This is a genomic window from Pseudonocardia terrae, assembly GCF_021343995.1.
In the GTDB taxonomy this organism is placed as follows: domain Bacteria; phylum Actinomycetota; class Actinomycetes; order Mycobacteriales; family Pseudonocardiaceae; genus Pseudonocardia; species Pseudonocardia terrae.
The window spans coordinates 13,572-30,491 of the sequence record NZ_JAJTTE010000010.1; the positions used below are offsets into that span (position 1 = coordinate 13,572).

14 protein-coding genes are annotated in these 16,920 nt (G+C 73.3%); 9 read left to right on the plus strand and 5 right to left on the minus strand.

The features are described 5' to 3' along the window. Positions 1 to 8: 8 nt before the first annotated feature. Positions 9 to 1,973 (minus strand): 3-oxoacyl-[acyl-carrier-protein] synthase III C-terminal domain-containing protein, encoded by a 1,965-nt coding sequence (locus LWC33_RS08790; protein ID WP_233303756.1) that lies wholly within the window; start codon positions 1,971 to 1,973, stop codon positions 9 to 11. A gap of 371 nt (positions 1,974 to 2,344) precedes the next feature. Here LWC33_RS08790 and LWC33_RS08795 point away from each other — a divergent pair, with 371 nt between their 5' ends. Both LWC33_RS08795 and LWC33_RS08800 read left to right on the plus strand, forming a co-directional pair. Then, a complete protein-coding gene (locus LWC33_RS08795; RefSeq protein WP_233303757.1) occupies positions 2,345 to 2,902 on the plus strand; it encodes a carboxymuconolactone decarboxylase family protein in 558 nt (185 codons plus the stop codon). Between the two features lie 10 nt (positions 2,903 to 2,912). Continuing rightward, the gene (locus tag LWC33_RS08800) at positions 2,913 to 3,296 is read left to right on the plus strand and encodes a VOC family protein (RefSeq protein WP_233303758.1); all 384 of its coding nucleotides are present in this window, start codon (positions 2,913 to 2,915) and stop codon (positions 3,294 to 3,296) included. A gap of 220 nt (positions 3,297 to 3,516) precedes the next feature. On the opposite strand, the gene LWC33_RS08805 is transcribed toward LWC33_RS08800, so the two are convergent. The 3 genes from LWC33_RS08805 to LWC33_RS08815 form a co-directional block, all read right to left on the minus strand. Further along, positions 3,517 to 4,020, minus strand: coding sequence for a winged helix-turn-helix transcriptional regulator (locus tag LWC33_RS08805; RefSeq protein WP_233303759.1), 504 nt, complete (start codon positions 4,018 to 4,020; stop codon positions 3,517 to 3,519). Between the two features lie 49 nt (positions 4,021 to 4,069). Next, positions 4,070 to 5,476 carry an MFS transporter gene (locus LWC33_RS08810; RefSeq protein ID WP_233303760.1) on the minus strand — a complete coding sequence of 469 codons (1,407 nt, stop codon included), beginning with the start codon at positions 5,474 to 5,476 and terminating at the stop codon, positions 4,070 to 4,072. A gap of 191 nt (positions 5,477 to 5,667) precedes the next feature. Further along, entirely contained in the window at positions 5,668 to 6,552 is an 885-nt protein-coding gene (locus tag LWC33_RS08815; RefSeq protein ID WP_233303761.1) for a LysR family transcriptional regulator, read from the minus strand. Between the two features lie 277 nt (positions 6,553 to 6,829). Here LWC33_RS08815 and LWC33_RS08820 point away from each other — a divergent pair, with 277 nt between their 5' ends. The 7 genes from LWC33_RS08820 to LWC33_RS08850 all read left to right on the plus strand — a co-directional run bounded on the left by LWC33_RS08820 (position 6,830) and on the right by LWC33_RS08850 (position 15,074). Then, on the plus strand, positions 6,830 to 7,183 hold the full coding sequence (locus LWC33_RS08820) for a DMT family transporter (RefSeq protein ID WP_233303762.1): 354 nt from the start codon (positions 6,830 to 6,832) through the stop codon (positions 7,181 to 7,183). 7 nt (positions 7,184 to 7,190) lie between these two features. Next, positions 7,191 to 7,613 carry a TIGR03618 family F420-dependent PPOX class oxidoreductase gene (locus LWC33_RS08825; RefSeq protein WP_233303763.1) on the plus strand — a complete coding sequence of 141 codons (423 nt, stop codon included), beginning with the start codon at positions 7,191 to 7,193 and terminating at the stop codon, positions 7,611 to 7,613. Positions 7,614 to 7,871: 258 nt separating this feature from the next. After that, entirely contained in the window at positions 7,872 to 9,221 is a 1,350-nt protein-coding gene (locus LWC33_RS08830; protein ID WP_233303877.1) for an ATP-dependent 6-phosphofructokinase, read from the plus strand. 28 nt (positions 9,222 to 9,249) lie between these two features. After that, positions 9,250 to 10,167 carry an MBL fold metallo-hydrolase gene (locus LWC33_RS08835; protein ID WP_233303764.1) on the plus strand — a complete coding sequence of 306 codons (918 nt, stop codon included), beginning with the start codon at positions 9,250 to 9,252 and terminating at the stop codon, positions 10,165 to 10,167. 7 nt (positions 10,168 to 10,174) lie between these two features. Further along, positions 10,175 to 10,873, plus strand: coding sequence for a DedA family protein (locus tag LWC33_RS08840; RefSeq protein WP_233303765.1), 699 nt, complete (start codon positions 10,175 to 10,177; stop codon positions 10,871 to 10,873). After that, positions 10,870 to 13,065, plus strand: coding sequence for a phage holin family protein (locus tag LWC33_RS08845; RefSeq protein ID WP_233303766.1), 2,196 nt, complete (start codon positions 10,870 to 10,872; stop codon positions 13,063 to 13,065). Before LWC33_RS08840 ends, LWC33_RS08845 begins: the two co-directional genes overlap by 4 nt. A gap of 1,304 nt (positions 13,066 to 14,369) precedes the next feature. Further along, positions 14,370 to 15,074, plus strand: a complete 705-nt coding sequence (locus tag LWC33_RS08850) for an alpha/beta fold hydrolase (RefSeq protein ID WP_233303767.1) — start codon at positions 14,370 to 14,372, stop codon at positions 15,072 to 15,074. Positions 15,075 to 15,402: 328 nt separating this feature from the next. Here LWC33_RS08850 and LWC33_RS08855 read toward each other — a convergent pair whose 3' ends face one another. After that, positions 15,403 to 16,893 (minus strand): long-chain-fatty-acid--CoA ligase, encoded by a 1,491-nt coding sequence (locus tag LWC33_RS08855; RefSeq protein WP_233303768.1) that lies wholly within the window; start codon positions 16,891 to 16,893, stop codon positions 15,403 to 15,405. Positions 16,894 to 16,920 lie beyond the last annotated feature (27 nt).

Sequence of the window (16,920 nt, forward strand, 5' to 3'; positions counted from 1 at the left end):
CCATCCTGCTACGCCCCGAACGCCGCGTGGACATCCTCCACGGAGGTTCCGGCAATCGGATTCCGCGGTAACGGCGTTGTGGAGCGGTCCTGGACGGCGGGCGGCAGCACGACCTCCGGCGCCATGATGGCCGGGTCGACGGTGAGGACGGCGTAGCCGCCCACCGCGCCGGCCCCGAAGCCGGGCGCGAAGACCCGGGTGGGCTTGGTGACGACGCCGTCGCGCACGGCGTCGAACAGCGCGATCGGGATCGACGCGGCCGACACGTTGCCCATGTCGCCGATGTCGAAGTACAGCTGGTCCGCGCTCAGCCCCGCCTTCTCGGCCAGCTGCACGATCATCGTGCGGTTGGCCTGGTGCGGCACGATCAGCTCGATGGCGTCGAGCAGCTTCCCGCCGTCCGGGCCGGGCAGCGTGTCGAGCTCGCCGATCATCTGCTCGAGGTAGCGGGCGACGAGCGCCTTCACCTCGGGGCCGTACACCGTGATGTCGTTGTCGAACTCCGGGTTCGGCCAGATGATCGAGTTCACCTGGGACGCCGGGCCGCTCGCGTAGGTCTGCAGGATCTCGACGTCGCCCGCGGACCCCTCCGCCGCGGGCGCCACGACGAGCGCTGCCGCGCCGTCACCGAAGATCATGCGCGAGGTCCGGACCCCGCCGATCTTGTCGCTGAACTTCTCGACGCAGACCAGCAGCACCGGTCGCCCGACCTCCTGCAGCTGGCGCACCGCCTCGGCGAGCCCGTACGGCAGGCCCGCACAGGCCGCCACGATGTCCGCCGAGCAGTGGGTCTGCAGGAGGCCGAGCTCGCCGGAGAGCCAGGTGGCCAGCGACGGGATGAGCCGGTCGCTGGTGCAGGTCGCCACGAGGACCGCGCCGATCTCCTCCGGCTTGCGGCCGGAGTGGGCCAGGGCGGCGTCGGCCGCGGCGAGCGCGAGATCGCCGATGTCGTGCTCGGAGTAACGCCGCCGCTCGATCCCGGTCTTCGCGGTGATCTCCGCGGCGCTCATCGGCGACCACGAGAAGCTGGTGTTGCGCACCACGTCCGTGTTCTCGCAGACGTGCTCGCCGCGCACGACCGCCAGCGACTCCAGCTTCGGCTTCACCGCGAAGGCCTCGGCGACCTTCACCGGCGCGAGCGGCGTGGCCGGCGCGACGGGCGTCGCGGCGGGGCGGGAGGGGCGGGTCCGGGCGGCCGCTCCGTTGCGGACCCGGTCCAGGAACGCCGCCACCTCCCGGGTGCGCGGGTGGAACGCGATGACGACCTCGTCGTCGCCGATCGCCGACGCCTCGCGCAGCTCGGTCCGCGACCGCGTCCACGGGTACTGGTTGTGCAGCACCATCGCCCAGCGGGACAGGGCCTCCAGCTCGGGGGCCTCCTCGTGGGCGTCGAGGATCTCGGTCGTGGAGAAGGTCGGGTAGTCCGGCTCCAGGTCGGGCAGGACGAAGGTCAGGGCGCCGGGCTGCGCGAGGAACTCCGCGACGGTCGGCTTGACGGGCTCGAGGTCCGTCGCGTGGTGCTTGCGGTTGCCGTAGACGTCGAAGAGCAGGCCGAACAGGCGCTCCTCGACCTCGGGGTAGCGGCCCTCGGGCAGGGTGCGCCAGGCCTCGGCGACCGCGGCGGCCTTCCGCTCGCCGTCGACCCACGGGGTGACGGCGGGCAGGAACACGTCGTCGCGGGTGCGTGGCAGGTCGCGCCAGCGGGTCGGGCGCTTCTCGTACATGGTCAGCGCCCAGCGGTTGACCCAGAACAGGTTCTGGCCGAGGTCACGGAGCAGGTCGTACCGGCGGGTGTACGCGCCGCGGGTCACGCGCTCGGTGATCTCGGTCCCGGTCGGGGCCTTCGACTCGAAGTCGCGGCCGATGACGGCGGCCGCGCCGTCGAGCGTGTCGAGCACCGAGAAATCGAGATCCGGCGCGAAGTTCGCAGGGAACACGAGACGGCCGTGGCGGTTGACCACGAACGGCTTCATACGGGTGCCTCCAGGCGGCGGACGCTGATCGAAACGTGGGCCGAACAACTGGGAAACACTGGGTCGGCGCGGCAGTCGGCGGCGCGACGGACCCTGAGGTTTCGTGCTTCGGCGGTGAGGCAACAGTAGCGGGAATTCGCTGGAGATCGGAACGTGACCTGGCTCTTCACCCGTCTGCCGATACCCATTGTTGGGGATCCGAGTAAATGTTACCGACGGGTTCTACTCAAGGGTTTTACCAGTGAGTTCGATCTGTCGACGGGAGTCGCCGCAGATCATCGACCTGTTACCGTCCGATGTGGACTACGTGGCCCGGGTACCCGCGCCGGGGTTCTGGCACCGGGTGCCGATCCGCTCTAGGGTCCTGGGGCATGGCCCGTGTCACGTACCTGACCCCCGAGACCGCCCCTCCCGCCGTCGCCTCGACGTTGGCGAAGATGCCCCAGCTGCACGTCTTCCAGATGGTCGCCCACGCCGAAACGGCCTTCCGGCCGTGGCTGAAGTTCGGCGGCGCGGTCCTCGCCGACCTCGCGATCGACCCGTTGCTGCGCGAGCTGGTGATCCTCCAGGTCGGACGGCTCGCGGCGCGCTACGAGTGGGAGCAGCACGTGCCGATCGCGCTCGCCGCGGGCGGCACCACCGAGCAGGTCGAGGCCCTCGACAGGGGCGAGCTCGGGACTTTCGACCCTAGTACTCGGGCGGCACTGGAATTCACCGCGGCACTCGTGCGCGACGGGGAAGTGTCGGACGAGAACTACGCGGCACTGGCGGGCGAGTTCTCGGAACGGGAAATAGTGGAGATCGCGCTCACCGCGGCGCATTATCTCGGCCTCGCACGCATCATGACCGCGCTGCGGATCGACCCGGACGCGCCGGCCGGGCCCGAGGGACTGCCCGCGGCGCGGGTGGAGCGGCCCTCCGCTGGGTAGGCTCGACCGAATGGAGATCCTCGCCGGACGGGTGCTGCTGCGCCCGTCCGACCCGGACGTGACCACGGCCTTCTACCGGGACGTGCTCGGGCTGGCCGTCTACCGCGAGTTCCCGGGCGGCACCGTGTTCTTCCTCGGCGGCGGGTTCCTGGAGGTGTCGGGGCGGGCAGGGGAGTCGACCGAACGCACCGGCGTCGCGCTGTGGATGCAGGTCCGCGACATCACGGCCGCGCACAAGGAGCTGGCGGACCGCGGCGCCACGATCGTCCGGGAGCCGCGCCGCGAGCCCTGGGGGCTCGACGAGATGTGGGTGACCGACCCCGACGGCGTGCGCATCGGCATCGTCGAGATCCCGCCGGAGCACCCGCTGCGCCGCGACACCCGAGGCGACTGAGCGCCTGCGCCCGAGACGGAGGCGATTCGCACACCCGTTCAGGCGTGGGACACCCGTTGCGGCCTCGCCTCACACCCTCGACGACCGCGGCATCCCGTCGGCCGGGTGTGCGGCGCCGCAACGGGTGGGTCGCGCCTCGATGCACCCGACCGCGTCATGGAGCCATACTGCGCTGGCGCGCGGGTCCTGGGCGCGTTATGGAGCCATGCTGCGCGCTGGGTCAGGCGGAGCGGAGGCGGGCGCCCGGGCCAGGGTCGGAGGTGAGCTTGGTCCGCGGCTCGATGAGGTGTCCCTCCTCGCAGCGGAGCTCCGCGTGCACCTCGGCGCCGCAGTCGGCGTGCCGGATCACCATCGGCGGCCCCGCTTCGCCGGCCAGGTGCCGGTCGCCCCAGTCCCGCAGCGCCGTCATGACGGTGCGCAGGTCCCGGCCTGCGGGCGTGAGCCGGTACTCGTGGCGCTCGCGACGGCCGGGCTCGCGGTAGGGCACCTTCTCCACCAGGCCCGCCTCGACGAGGCCGGCGAGCCGGCGCGTCAGCACGTTGCGGGCGATGCCGAGGTGCGCGGCCAGGTCGTCGAAGCGGCGGACGCCGTTGAACATGTCCCGCAGCACGAGCACCGTCCAGGCGTCGCCGATCAGCGCCGCCGTGCGGGCGACGGAGCAGGTGCCGCTGTCGAAGTCGGTCCAGGCCGAGCCGGACGACGGTGCGGACGCTGCGGACGTCATGCGCGCCAGGGTAGCCGCGCGCCTGGGTTGCCGCCAGAAACCCGGGGCCTCAGGTCGCCGCGCGGCCGGCCAGGGCGGGGTCGTCCCGCGGGTCGCTGACGCCCTCTGGCGCGGGGGTGACGGCCGCGAGGGCCATCGCCAGCACGGCCGCGATCGCTGCCGCCAGGAAGACCACGGTGTAGGCGGTGCCGGAGGGCCGGGTCTCACCACCCACGTCCATCACGAGCGCGGTGCTCACGGCCGCGACCACCGCGGTGCAGGTCGAGGTGCCCAGCTGGCGCATGAGCGTGTTCAGGCTGTTCGCCGCGGCCGTCTCGGTCTCGGGGACGGCCCGCATGATGAGCAGCGGCAGCGAGGAGTAGGCGAGCGTCGCGCCGATCGCGCCGATGGTCGCGGTGCCGATCAGCAGCAGCTCCGACGACGGGAGCAGCGCGAACCCGACGTTACCCACCGCCAGCAGGGCCGTGCCGAGGATCAGGGTGGTCCGCGGCCCGCGGATCCGGGAGATCATCGCGGAGGCGGACGAGAAGACGACCATCGAGCCGCCGATCGGCAGCAGCACCACGCCCGCGAGCAGCAGCGACAGCCCGAAGCCGTAGCCGGTCTCGACCGGCGCCTGCAGGATCTGCGTGGCGAGCATGAAGGTCGCGAACATCGAGAAGCCGATCAGGACCGTGGCGGTGTTCGTCAGCAGCACCGACGGCCGGGCCGAGACGCGCAGGTCCACGAGCGGCGCGCGCCGGCCCAGCTCCCACCGGCCCCACAGGAGCAGCAGCCCGACGGCCGCGCCGAACAGCCCGAGGATCGTCGGGCTGGTCCAGCCCCACTCCGTGCCCTTCGAGATGCCGAGCAGCAGGCAGACGAGGGCGCCGGCGATGCCCACCGCACCCACGGCGTCGAACCGTCCGCCGGTGCGCACCCGTGACTCGGGGACCAGGCGCGACACCAGCAGCAGCTGGATCACCGCCACCACGGCCGTGCCGGCGAAGAGCCAGCGCCACGAGGCCCACTGCGCCACCAGCCCGGTGATCGGCAGCCCGATCGCGCCGCCGACGCCGAGCGACGAGCTCATCAGTGCGACGCCGCTGCCCACCCGCTCGGGCGGCAGGACGTCACGCATCAGGCTCATGCCCAGCGCGATGACGCCGAACGACACGCCCTGCAGCACCCGGCCGACGATCAGCAGCAGGATGTTCGGCGCCGCGGCCCCGACGACGGACCCGACGAGGATGACCGCGATCGACACCAGCAGCATCCGGCGCTTGCCGTACATGTCGCCGAGCCGGCCGAGCACCGGGGCGGACACCGCCCCGGCGACCAGGGTGGCCGTGACCAGCCACGCCGCCGTCGACGGGGAGACCGACATCAGCCGCGGGAACTGCGGCAGCAGCGGCACGACCATCGTCTGGATGAGCGACACCAGCAGGCCGCAGGACGCGAGCACCAGGATCGCCACGGTCGGGCGAGGGGGCTGTCCGGTTGCGGCGGAGGCGGGCGATTCGACCAGGTCGGCACTCACGAGCGGTGGTCTCCGTCCACGAGAGGGTGCCCGATCAGGTGACCACGCCCCCGGACCCCGTGGCAAGACGAAACCTTGCCTTTGCCAACTAACTCACGCTGAACGGACGTTCGGGAATACGGAGGACACTACGGATCTCCCGCCCCGTCACCCGTCGTCCCCATGACCTCCTGCACGAGCGTCGCCAGCTGCGGGACGGCGGGGTGTGTCGGCGGATCGGTCCAGACCAGCCGGACGGGCACCGGCGGGGCGTCGGTCAGCGGCACGTAGGCGACGCCCGGGAAGCGGTGCAGCTGCGCGGTGGCGGCCGGCGTGACGCCCGCCGCGCCGCCGGCGGCGATGGTGACCAGCCAGTCCTCGGTCGTCGCCACCCGCACGAGGTCGGGGCGGGCATCCACAGGCCAGAGCGACGGCGTGGTGGTGCCGGTGACGTCGTTGATCGCCACGGTCCGCCCGGCGAGGTCGGCCAGGGTGAGCGACGCCCGGGCGGCCAGGTCGCCGCCCTCGGGCACCGCAGCCATCCGGGCCTCGTCGGGCAACCGCGCCGCACGGGTGCCCGGGATCCGCACCCGTCCGCGCAGCACGGCGGCGTCGACCCGACCGTCGGCGAGCCCGGCGGTCCTGGTGTCGATCTGCACCAGCTCCAGCGGCAGGCTCGGGTGCTCGGCCCGCCGGCGGCGCAGCAGCTCCGGGGTGCGCCCGCCCAGCGCCGACCAGGCGTGCCCCAGCCGCAGCGGCTGCCGCAGCCAGTCGCCCGCGCGGGCCGGGTCGAGCAGGGCGTCGACGGCTCCGACGGCGCGTTCGGCGTGTTCCCGGAACGCCAGGCCGGCGGGGGTCAGCGCGAGGTGGTGGGTCGAGCGCTCCACGAGCCGCACCCCGAGGTGCGCCTCGAGCTGGTGGAGCGTGCGCGACAGCGCGGGCTGGCCGATGTGCAGCCGGGCCGCGGCGCGGGTGATCGTGCCGGCCTCGGCGATGGCCAGGAAGGCCCGCAGGTGCCGCAGGTCCGCGCTCATGCCTCTGCAGCATAACCACCGCTGAACCGGCATTTCCCGGCGCGCGACCGGGCTCCTAGCGTGGACCTCGTGACCGATCTCGCCGCCCGTCCTGCCGCCCGCTCGACCGGCCCCGGGCGACGGACGGCCGTCGGGCTGGTCGTGGGCGGCGAGTTCTCGATGCAGTTCGGCGCGGCCGTCGCGGCGCTGCTGTTCGCCCGGCTCGGCGCGAGCGGTACGGTGGCGCTGCGGCTCGGGATCTCCGCGCTCGTCCTGCTTGCTGGTCTGCCGGCCACGGTTGCGCGGGCGGACCCGTGGCGACCTGCTCGTCGTCGTCGCGTACGGGCTGGCGCTCGGCGGCATGAACATCTGCTTCTACCAGGCGATCGCGCGGATCCCGCTCGGCGCCGCGGTGACCCTGGAGGTGCTCGGGCCCCTCGCCCTGTCGGTCCTCGCCGGGCGCGGCCTGCTCAGCGTGGTGTGGGCGGTGCTCGCCCTGGCGGGCGTGGCGCTGCTGGGGGAGAGCGCCGGGGCGCTGGTGCTCGAGCAGGAGCTCACCCCGCTCGGCGCGCTCGCGATCGCGTTGGTGGTGGTCGCGTGCGCGGGCGCCGTGCGATGGGGCGGGAGCCGGAGCGCCCCCGTCCAGGCATGATGCGGGCGTGACCGCACGCCCCCTGCGCACCCGGCTCGCCCCCGACATCGTCTCCGACGACTTCCGTACCTTCTGGGCCGAGCGGCGCCTGGGCACCCTGGTGACCTTGCGCGAGGACGGAACGCCGCACGTCGTGCCGGTGGGGGTCACCGTCGACGTCGAGCACGGCCTCGCCCGGGTGATCTGCCGCGGCGGCTCGCAGAAGGCCCGCAACGTCGTCGCGGCCGGATCGGACGGCGCGCGCGTCGCGGTCTCGCAGGCCGAGGGCAGGCGCTGGTCGACGCTGGAGGGCGTCGCGGTCGTCCGCGACGACCCCGAGTCGGTGCGCGACGCCGAGCAGCGCTACGCCGCGCGTTACCGCGTGCCGCGGGTGAACCCCGAGCGGGTGGTCATCGAGATCCGCGTCGACCGCGTCCTGGGTATGGTCTGAACCGATCCCGTAGCGCGGACCTGTCGGTTCGCGTCCGGATCGGGCACGCTGGACGCACTTCCAGGGCCAGGAGTCCCCATCGTCGCGGGCCGGCCCGTCCGGCGCACCGTCCGACCCGGCGGCGGGCAGCACGGCACGCAGCAGACCAGCGAGGACCGAGGGACCACGGTGACCAGCCCACACGACGCGGCCGACGCCGCGCGCACGGCCGACGCGACCGGCGAGGGCGCGACCCCGCCGGCCACGCCGGACAACGTCGTGCACTTCGCGCGGACACAGGCCGTCACGCAGGCGGACCTGGAGATCCGCAGGCTCGGGACCAGCCGCATCGACTCCCCGATGCTCGACCTGCTCGACGCGCGGCAGACGACCGAGCACTACGTCGACGAGGACGACCGCGTCCTGCTCGACGACACCGTCGCCCGGGTCACGGCCCGCGGCGTGCCGCTCGACCAGCTGCCGGGCCTCGAGCCGTGCGGGCCGCGGCGCAAGATCTACTTCGACCCGTCGAAGACCCGCGTCGGCATCGTGACCTGCGGCGGGCTCTGCCCGGGGCTCAACGACGTCATCGCCGGCCTGGTCCGCACGCTGACCTACCACTACGGGGTCAGGCGGGTCGTCGGCTTCCGCAACGGCTACCAGGGCTTCATCTCCCGCTACGGGTACGGAGAGGTGGACCTGACCCCGGAGTACGTCCGGGACATCGCCGTCGACGGCGGCACCGTGCTGGGCACCTCGCGCGGCCACCAGGACCCCGAGGAGATCGTCGACTGCCTCGAGCGGATGCACATCAACATCCTGTTCGTGATCGGCGGCGACGGCTCCATGCGCGGCGCCATGGGGATCGAGCGGGTCATCGCCGAGCGCAACCTCAAGATCGCCGTCGTCGGGGTGCCGAAGACGATCGACAACGACATCCCGTACATCGACCAGAGCTTCGGCTTCCAGACGGCCTTCTCCCGGGCGTCGGACGCGATCCGGGCCGTGACCGTCGAGGCCAAGTCGACGGCCAACGGCATCGGCCTGGTCAAACTCATGGGCCGGCACTCGGGGTTCATCGCCTGCTACGCCGCGCTGGCCCGCAGCGACGCGGACGTCGTGCTGATCCCCGAGGTGCCGTTCGCCCTGGAGGGCGACACCGGCCTGCTCGCCCACCTGCGGCGCCGGGTGGAGCAGCGCGGGCACGCGGTGGTCGTCGTTGCCGAGGGGGCGGGGCAGGAACTGCTGGAGGCCGCGCAGGCCGCCCGTACGGACGCCTCGGGCAACCGCAGGCTGGGCGACGTCGGCCGCTTCCTGCGGGACCGCATCGAGGACCACTTCCACGAGGTCGGGATCGAGACGTCCGTGCGCTACATCGACCCGAGCTACGCGATCCGGTCGGTCCCGGCGAACCCGTACGACAGCGTGTACACCGTCCGGCTGTCGCAGGCGGCCGTGCACGCGGCCATGTCCGGACGCACCGCGATGGTCGTCGGGCGGGTCCGGCGCCGCTTCGTGCACATCCCGATGCCGCTCGCGGTGAGCAAGCGCAACCAGGTCGACCCGCACGGCGACCTCTGGCAGGCGGTGCTCGAGTCCACCGGCCAGCCCGTCCGTTTCGGGCCGTAGGCCCCGAACTCCACCTACTGTGGCGGGCGTGCACCACCCGGCCCTGCGCTTCCTCGGCCACTCGACCACCCGGCTGGAGCTGGGCGGACGCGTCGTCCTCACCGATCCCGTCCTCACCCCGCGGGTCTCGCTGCTGCGCCGCGTGGTCCCGCCGCCGCGGCCCGAGGACTGGGCCGACGCCGATCTCGTCCTGATCTCCCACCTGCACGGCGACCACCTGCACCTGCCATCGCTGCGGCTGCTCCGCCCCGACACCCGGGTCGTGGTGCCGCGCGGGGCGGCGGAGTGGGTCCGGAAGCGGGGGGTGCGCCGGGTCGAGGAGATCGACGTCGGGCAGGAGATCCGCGAGGGCGGGCTGCGGGTGACCGCCGTGCCGGCCGCGCACAGCGGACACCGGTGGGGTCCGCGCTCGACCCGCGGGCCGCTGTCGCCGGCGCTCGGGCACGTCCTGGAGGCCGACGGGCTGCGCATCTACGCCGCCGGGGACACCGACCTGTTCCCGGGGATGGGCGACATCGCCGCCGGCGGACCACTCGATCTCGCGCTGCTGCCGGTGTGGGGGTGGGGCCCCAACCTGGGGCCGGGGCACCTCGACCCGGAGCGCGCGGCGGAGGCCGTCGACGTGCTGCGGCCGCGGCTCGCCGTCCCGGTCCACTGGGGGACGCTCGCCGTCGCCGGGCTCACGCGTGCGCCGGCCGGGCACGGCGCGCGGATGCGCGCATTGCTCCACGACCCACCGCACCGGTTCGCCGCCGCGGTCCTTGGGCGGGGGAGCACCGGCACCGTCACGATCGCGCGGCCGGGTCAGGACGTGCCGCTCGACGGCACCGCGCCCGACCCCGCGCCCGACCCCGACCCCGCGCCCGACCCCGCGTCCGTCCCGGATCGCACGAACGGGCCGTCCCTGCGGGGCACGGACTGTCCGGGCCCGGGGCACCGGGAATGATGTCCGCGTGACGGGCTCCCTCGCCGCGGACTGGACGAACCCGCAGGCCATCGGCTATCCGGTGCTCATCGGCGGCGTGCTGCTCGGGTCGATCGTGCCGGTCGTGCCCACGGGCGCGGTCGTCGGCGCGGCCGCCGCCGTCGCCATGACCACCCCCCACCTGTCCCTGCCGCTGGTGCTGCTGGCGTCGACCCTGGCCGCGTTCGTGGGCGACCTCGTGACCTACGGCGTCGCCCGGTTGGGTGGTGAGGCCGCGGTCCGCTTCGTCGCCCGCGGCCAGACGCCCGAGCAGCTGTCCCGCGCCCGGGTGCGGTTCACGCGGCACGGGTGGCAGCTGATCGTGGTCGGACGGCTGGTGCCGGCCGGGCGGATCCCGGCGCTGGTGGCCGCGGGGACCCTCGGCTACCCGTGGCGGAGGCTCCTGCCGTCCGCGCTGGTCGCGTGCCTGTTGTGGGCGGTCGCGTACGCGCTTCTCGGCATCCTCTCCGGCGGGCTGTTCGACAACCCGCTGGTGGCCACCCTCGGCGCCGCGGTGCTCGTGCTGCTGGTGGGCGCCCTGTCCGCCGGGATCGCCGGACTGGTCCGACGACGGCGCGAGCGGCGTGCCCCCGACGTCGGGCCCGGGGAGCCGGAGGAGATGATCGATCCCGCGGCCGGCCCCGCGCGGCACGGCCCGCTCCCGCCGACCGACCAGGAGCGCCCGTGAACCGGCCGAGTCCGATCGTCCGCGACTACCGCGCGACGCCCGTCGAGCGCGGCCCGCTGCTGCGCGGCGGGCGCGTGGTGGCCCGCGTCGTGCTGGTGTGGGCGCTGGTCACCGCCGCACTGCACCTGCTCGACGTCTGGCTCACCGGGTTCGCCATGGAGGGCTGGTGGCAGCCCACGGTCTGCGCGCTGCTGCTCGGCCTGCTCACCGCCGTCGTCTGGCCGCTGGTGCTGCGGATCGCGCTGCCGATCGCGCTGTTCACGCTCGGCCTGGGGAGCTTCGTGCTGCTCGCCGCGGCGGTGCTCGCGATCTTCTGGCTCGTCCCGGGCGTGGAGCTGACGAACATCCGCACCGCGTTCGTGGTGGTCGTGGTGATGACGGTGGTCAACGCCGTCGCCACCAGCCTGCTGGCCATCGACGAGGACGAGCTGTTCTTCCGTCGCGCCGTCCGCCGCAGCCGTCGCTCCGCGGCTCCCGAGCAGCAGACGCCCGGGGTGCTGTTCCTGCAGATCGACGGCCTCGGGCACGACACCGCCCGCCGCGCCGTCCGCGACGGGACGATGCCGACGCTGGCGCGCTGGCTCGCCGAGGGCAGCCACGGCCTGCAGTACTGGACCACGGACTGGAGCTCGCAGACCGGCGCCAGCGTCTCCGGCATCCTGCACGGGAACAACCACGACATCCTCGGTTTCCGCTGGTACGAGAAGGACCGCGGCCACGTCATGGCGTGTGCGCACCCCGCCGACGCCGCCGAGATCGAGCGCCGGCACTCCGACGGGCGCGGCCTGCTCGCCGTCGACGGCGCGAGCCGCGGCAACCTCTTCACCGGCGACGCCCCGCACTACAGCCTCACGATGAGCACGGTGACCGTGCTCGGCGGCAAACGCTCGGCCCGGCGGCGCGACCACGTCGGCGGCGGGTACTGGGCCTACTTCGCCAACCCGGTCAACGGCATCCGGACCTTCGCCGGCGCGCTGGTCGACGCCGTGCGCGAGGTCGTCGCCGCCGCGAACCAGCGCCGCGCCGACGTCCGCCCGCGCACCCACCGCGGCGGGATCTACCCGCTGGCCCGGCCGGGCACCACGGTGATCGCCCGGGACGTCGTGGTGTCGGCGCTGATCGAGGACATGCTCGACGGGCGCCCGGTCGCCTACGCCGACTTCCTCGGCTACGACGAGGTCGCCCACCACTCCGGCATCGAGCGCTTCGACGCCCTCGCGGTGCTGCGCACCATCGACCAGCAGATCGGGCGGCTCCACCGGGCCGCGCAGCTCGCCCCGCGGCCGTACCACATCGTGTGCCTGTCCGACCACGGGCAGACGCAGGGCCAGGCGTTCGCCGACCGGTTCGGCGAGACGATCGAGCAGTACGTCGGCCGGCTGTGCGGGGCCCCGGCACCCCGCCCGCGCCGACGGCTGTTCGGCCGCACCCCGGCCGAGCGTTCCGCCCGCCGGGCCGCGGAGGGCTGGCAGGTCGGCGCGGCGCTCGCCGAGGCGTCGTCGGGCGGGGGCGTCGTGGCCCGCCGGTTGCGGGCGCGCGTCGAGAAGGCGGGGGCCTCGCCCGCCAAGCATCGCACCGAGTCCGGGAAGCCCGGCGAGGTGGCGCGGGCGGCGCCCGGGGTCGTGGTGTGCGCGTCGGGGCACGTGGCGATGGTGTCGTTCACCGAGCACGAGGGCCGGGTCGAGCTCGAGACGATCGAGCGCGAGTTCCCCGACCTGCTGCCCTCGCTCGTCGACCACCCGGGCATCGGGTTCGTGCTGGTCCGCAGCCGGGAGCACGGCGCCGTCGTGCTCGGGCGCGACGGCGTGCACCGGCTCGCGAGCGGCACCGTGATCGGCGAGGACCCGCTGGCGGACTACGGCGTGCACGCTCCGGACCTGATCCGCCGGGTGGACACCTTCCCGCACTGCTCCGACATCATGATCAACAGCCGCTACGACCCCGCGACCGACGACGCCTCGCCCTTCGAGCCGCACGTCGGCTCGCACGGCGGACTGGGCGGGCCGCAGAGCCGCGGCTTCCTCCTCGCCCCCACCGGGCTCGCCGACCCCGGCGAGATCGTCGGCGCCGAGCACCTGCACCGGGTGTTCCGGGGCTGGCTCACCGACCTCGGCCACCCCGAACCCACCGGCGACCGCCCCGCTCTGCAGGTGACCGAGACGGAGGAGGAGCCGGCCGCCCGGATGGGGTGATCATTCCGAGCGGGACGGGAGCGCTGTCGGGGTAGCGGTGGTGTGACGCTCGCGCTCCTCGCGGTGGACAGCTTGCCTGGTGATCGTTTCGAGAGTGACGGGAGCGCTGGTCGAGGAGCAGTGGTGTGCCGCTCACGGTGATCAGGCCGGCGATGGTCGTTCCGAGTGGAACAGGAGCGTGGGTCGGGGAGCGGTGGTGTACCGCTCGCGGTGATCATGTTGCGTGGGAGCGAGGCGAGCGTGATCCGCTGTCACTGAAGCACTCGGCCGTCCGGCGAGCGCCCGGTGGTACTGATCGTTCCGCGGGCGACAGGAGCGCTGGCCGGACAGCAATGGCGTGCCGCTCGCGCTCGGCCCTTGGGGGGCGATGATCGTTCCGAGCGTGACCGGACCTGGGTAAGGGAAGTGCTCGCCTGCCTCGCGCCTCCAGCAGCGGTGATCGTTCCGAGGGTGGCAGGAGCGCTGGTCGGGGAGCAGTGGGGTGACGCTCGCGCTCGGCCGTTGGGGGGCGATGATCGTTCCGAGCGTGACAGGGGCGCCGGTGCAGGAGCGGTGGTGTGCCGCTCGCGGTGATCATGCTGCGGGCGAGGGGGCGGGAGCGACCGGATCCTGGTGAGGGAAGTGCTCGCCTGCCTCGCGCCTCCAGCAGCGGTGATCGTTCCGAGGGTGGCAGGAGCGCTGGTCGGACAGCAGTGGCGTGCCGCTCGCGCTCGGCCGTTGGGCAGTGATCGTTTCGAGACTGACACGAGCGCTGGTCGGACAGCAGGGGCGTGCCGCTCGCGCTCCTCGCGCCGGCGGTGATCCTTCTGAGGGTGACAAGAGCGCTGTTGCGGCAGCGGTGGCGTGACGCTCGCGGTGATCATGCGGCGCGTGATCAGGGCGAGAGTGACCGGTCCGGGGTGAGGGAAGTGCTCGTGTTTCTCTCGCGCGACCGCGGCCCCCTTCGTATGCGCGATCGTCGGCGAAAGTCGCGTCGCCTCGGTGATCAAGGGCTGATGGGTGTTCCCAGGGCAGGAGAGCGTCCGGCGCCCCTTGATCACGATTCAGCTCGCCAGTCCCTCTGTGGTCGAGGAGCTCGCGGGGCCCTCCGTGGTCGAGGAGCTCGGAGCCCTCGGTGATCAAGGGCAGAGCGGGGTCGCGGGAGCCGAGCGAGCTCCCCTCTGCCGTTGATCACGATGCCGCCTCCGCCCGTCCGCGAGGACGCCGAGGCCGGCTGCCGGCACGAAGCACGGCGATCTGCTTCCTCGCCCGGCGGTCCCGGTGGCAGGCTGGGCGGGCGGGTCCGCGAGGGGGCGGGAGGGGCGATGGGACAGCCGGTCGTGCTGGTGCACGGGGCCCACCACGGCGGGTGGTGCTGGCGCCGGGTCGCGGCGCTGCTCCGCGAGGCGGGGCACGAGGTGTTCACCCCGACCCTCACCGGCCTGGGGGAGCGCGCGCACCTGCTCACCCCGGAGGTGGGGCTGGCGACCATGATCCACGACGTCACGGCGGTACTGGAGACCGAGGAGCTCACCGACGTCCTGCTCGTCGGGCACAGCTTCGGCGCGTTGCCGGTGCTGGGGGCGGCCGATCGGGTGCCGGACCGGATCGCGCGCATCGTCCTGCTCGACGGCCTGGTGGTCGAGGCGGGCAGGCGCGCGTTCGACGGGCTGCCCGACGACGTCGTGGTGCAGCGCGAGCTCGACGCCCGGCGGCGGGGGAACGGCCTCGCGATGCCGCCCCCGGCCCCCGAGGCGTTCGGCGTGACCGACCCTGCCGACGTCGCCTGGGTCCGGCGGCACCTGACGCCGCAGCCGTTGCGCAGCTACCGCGAACCGCTGGCGGTCGGCCGCCCGCTCGGCGCCGGCCTGCCCGTCGCGTACGTGTACTGCTCCGCGCCGGACTACCCGGCGCTCGCCGGGGCGCACCAGGTCGTGAAGGACCACGGCTGGGAGTGGCGGGACCTGCCCACGGGGCACGACGCGATGGTCACCGACCCTGGCGGCACGGTCACCGCCCTCCTCGGCTGACGCAGTACGGATCCACAACGCGACCTCAGAGCCTCGGCAATCGCGCACTATGGATCCACAACGCGCCCACAGAGCCTCGCCTGACGCACCATGGATCCATAACGCGATCCAGGGCCCGGGAACGCGCACTATGGATCCATAACGCGATCCAGGACCCCGGGAAAGCGCACTATGGTTCCATAACGCGATCAAGGGCCCCGGGAACCGCGTCATGGATCCGCAACGCGATGCACGAGCCCGGGGACCTGCGTGATGGGGCTCCAGGACGCGATCAGCAAGGTGACCGGTTCTCACCCCGACCGAGCGCGCCATGGCTCCACGACGGAGGTCACAGGTCGGCCGGCGGCTCCACCTCGCGCCGGAGGATCTTGCCCGTCGGGCCCTTGGGCAGGGCGTCGACCAGCCAGACCGCGCGCGGGTACTTGTAGGCCGCCAGGCGGTCGCGCACGAAGTTCTTGAGCTCGTCGGGGTCCGCCTCGGCACCGGGCTTGAGCGCGACCGCGGCCCCGATCTCCTCGCCGAGGTCGGCGTGCTTGATCCCGACGACGGCGGCCTCGGCCACGGCCGGGTGTTCGTAGAGGGTCTCCTCGACCTCGCGCGGGTAGACGTTGTACCCGCCGCGGATGATCAGGTCCTTCTTGCGGTCGACGATCGTGTAGTAGCCGTCGGCGTCGCGCGTGGCGATGTCGCCGGAGCGGAACCAGCCGTCCGGGATGGCGGCCTCGGTCGCGTCGGGGCGGTTCCAGTAGCCCTTCATGACGTTCTCGCCGCGGATGGCGATCTCGCCGGGCTCGCCGGCGGGCACGTCGCGGCCCTCGTCGTCGACCACCCGCATCTCGCAGCCACGCACCGGGAAGCCGATGGTGCCGGGCTTGCGGGGGCGGCCGGGCTGGTTGAACGAGGCGACGGGCGCGGTCTCGGACAGCCCGTAGCCCTCGTAGATCTCGCAGCCGAACTGGTTCTCGAAGGCCTTGAGGATCTCCACCGGCATCGCCGAGCCGCCGGTGATGCAGGTGCGCAGGGAGGCCATGTCGGCGCCGTCGGCGTCGGGGCTGTGCAGCATGGCGGCGTACATGGTGGGGACGCCCTCGAACACGGTGACCTTGTCGCGCCCGACGACCTGCAGGGCCTTGGACGGGTCGAACCGGGGGATGAGGGTGAGTGTGGACCCGGCGACGACGGCGGCGTTGAGCCCGCAGGTCAGGCCGAAGACGTGGAACAGCGGCAGGCAGCCCATGATCACGTCGTCGGCGGTGATCTCGATGAGGGTCTCGACCGTGGTGCGGGCGTTGGAGTCGAGGTTGTGGTGGGTCAGCTCGGCGCCCTTGGGCTGCCCGGTGGTGCCGGAGGTGTAGAGGATGACGGCGGTGTCGTCGTCGGCGCGCTCGACGGCCTCGGGGGCGGGGGTGCCGCCCAGCTCGGTGGGGCCGGTGGCGGGCACGACGATCCCGGGGATCCCGACGGCCTCGGCGGCCTCGGGCACGACGTCCCCGGAGCCGTCCCAACCGAAGACGAGCGACATGCCGGAGTCGTTCAGGTAGTACTCGACCTCCCGCGCCTTGAGCAGCGGGTTCATCGGCACCACGACGGCGCCGGTGAGCAGCGCGCCGTAGAACAGCACCGGGTAGGCGGGAACGTTGGGCAGCACGAGCCCGACCCGGTCGCCCGGCCGGATGCCGCGTTCCGTCAGGTCCCCGGCCACGGCCGCGGCGGCGGAGTGCAGCTGCGCGTAGGTCAGCACGTACTCGTCGAGCTTGACGGCGGGGCGGTCGCCGTGCTCGCGAGCGGTCGCGACGAGGTTCGCGGCCAGGTTGGTCATCGTCGACTCTCCGGTGTTACGGGCGGG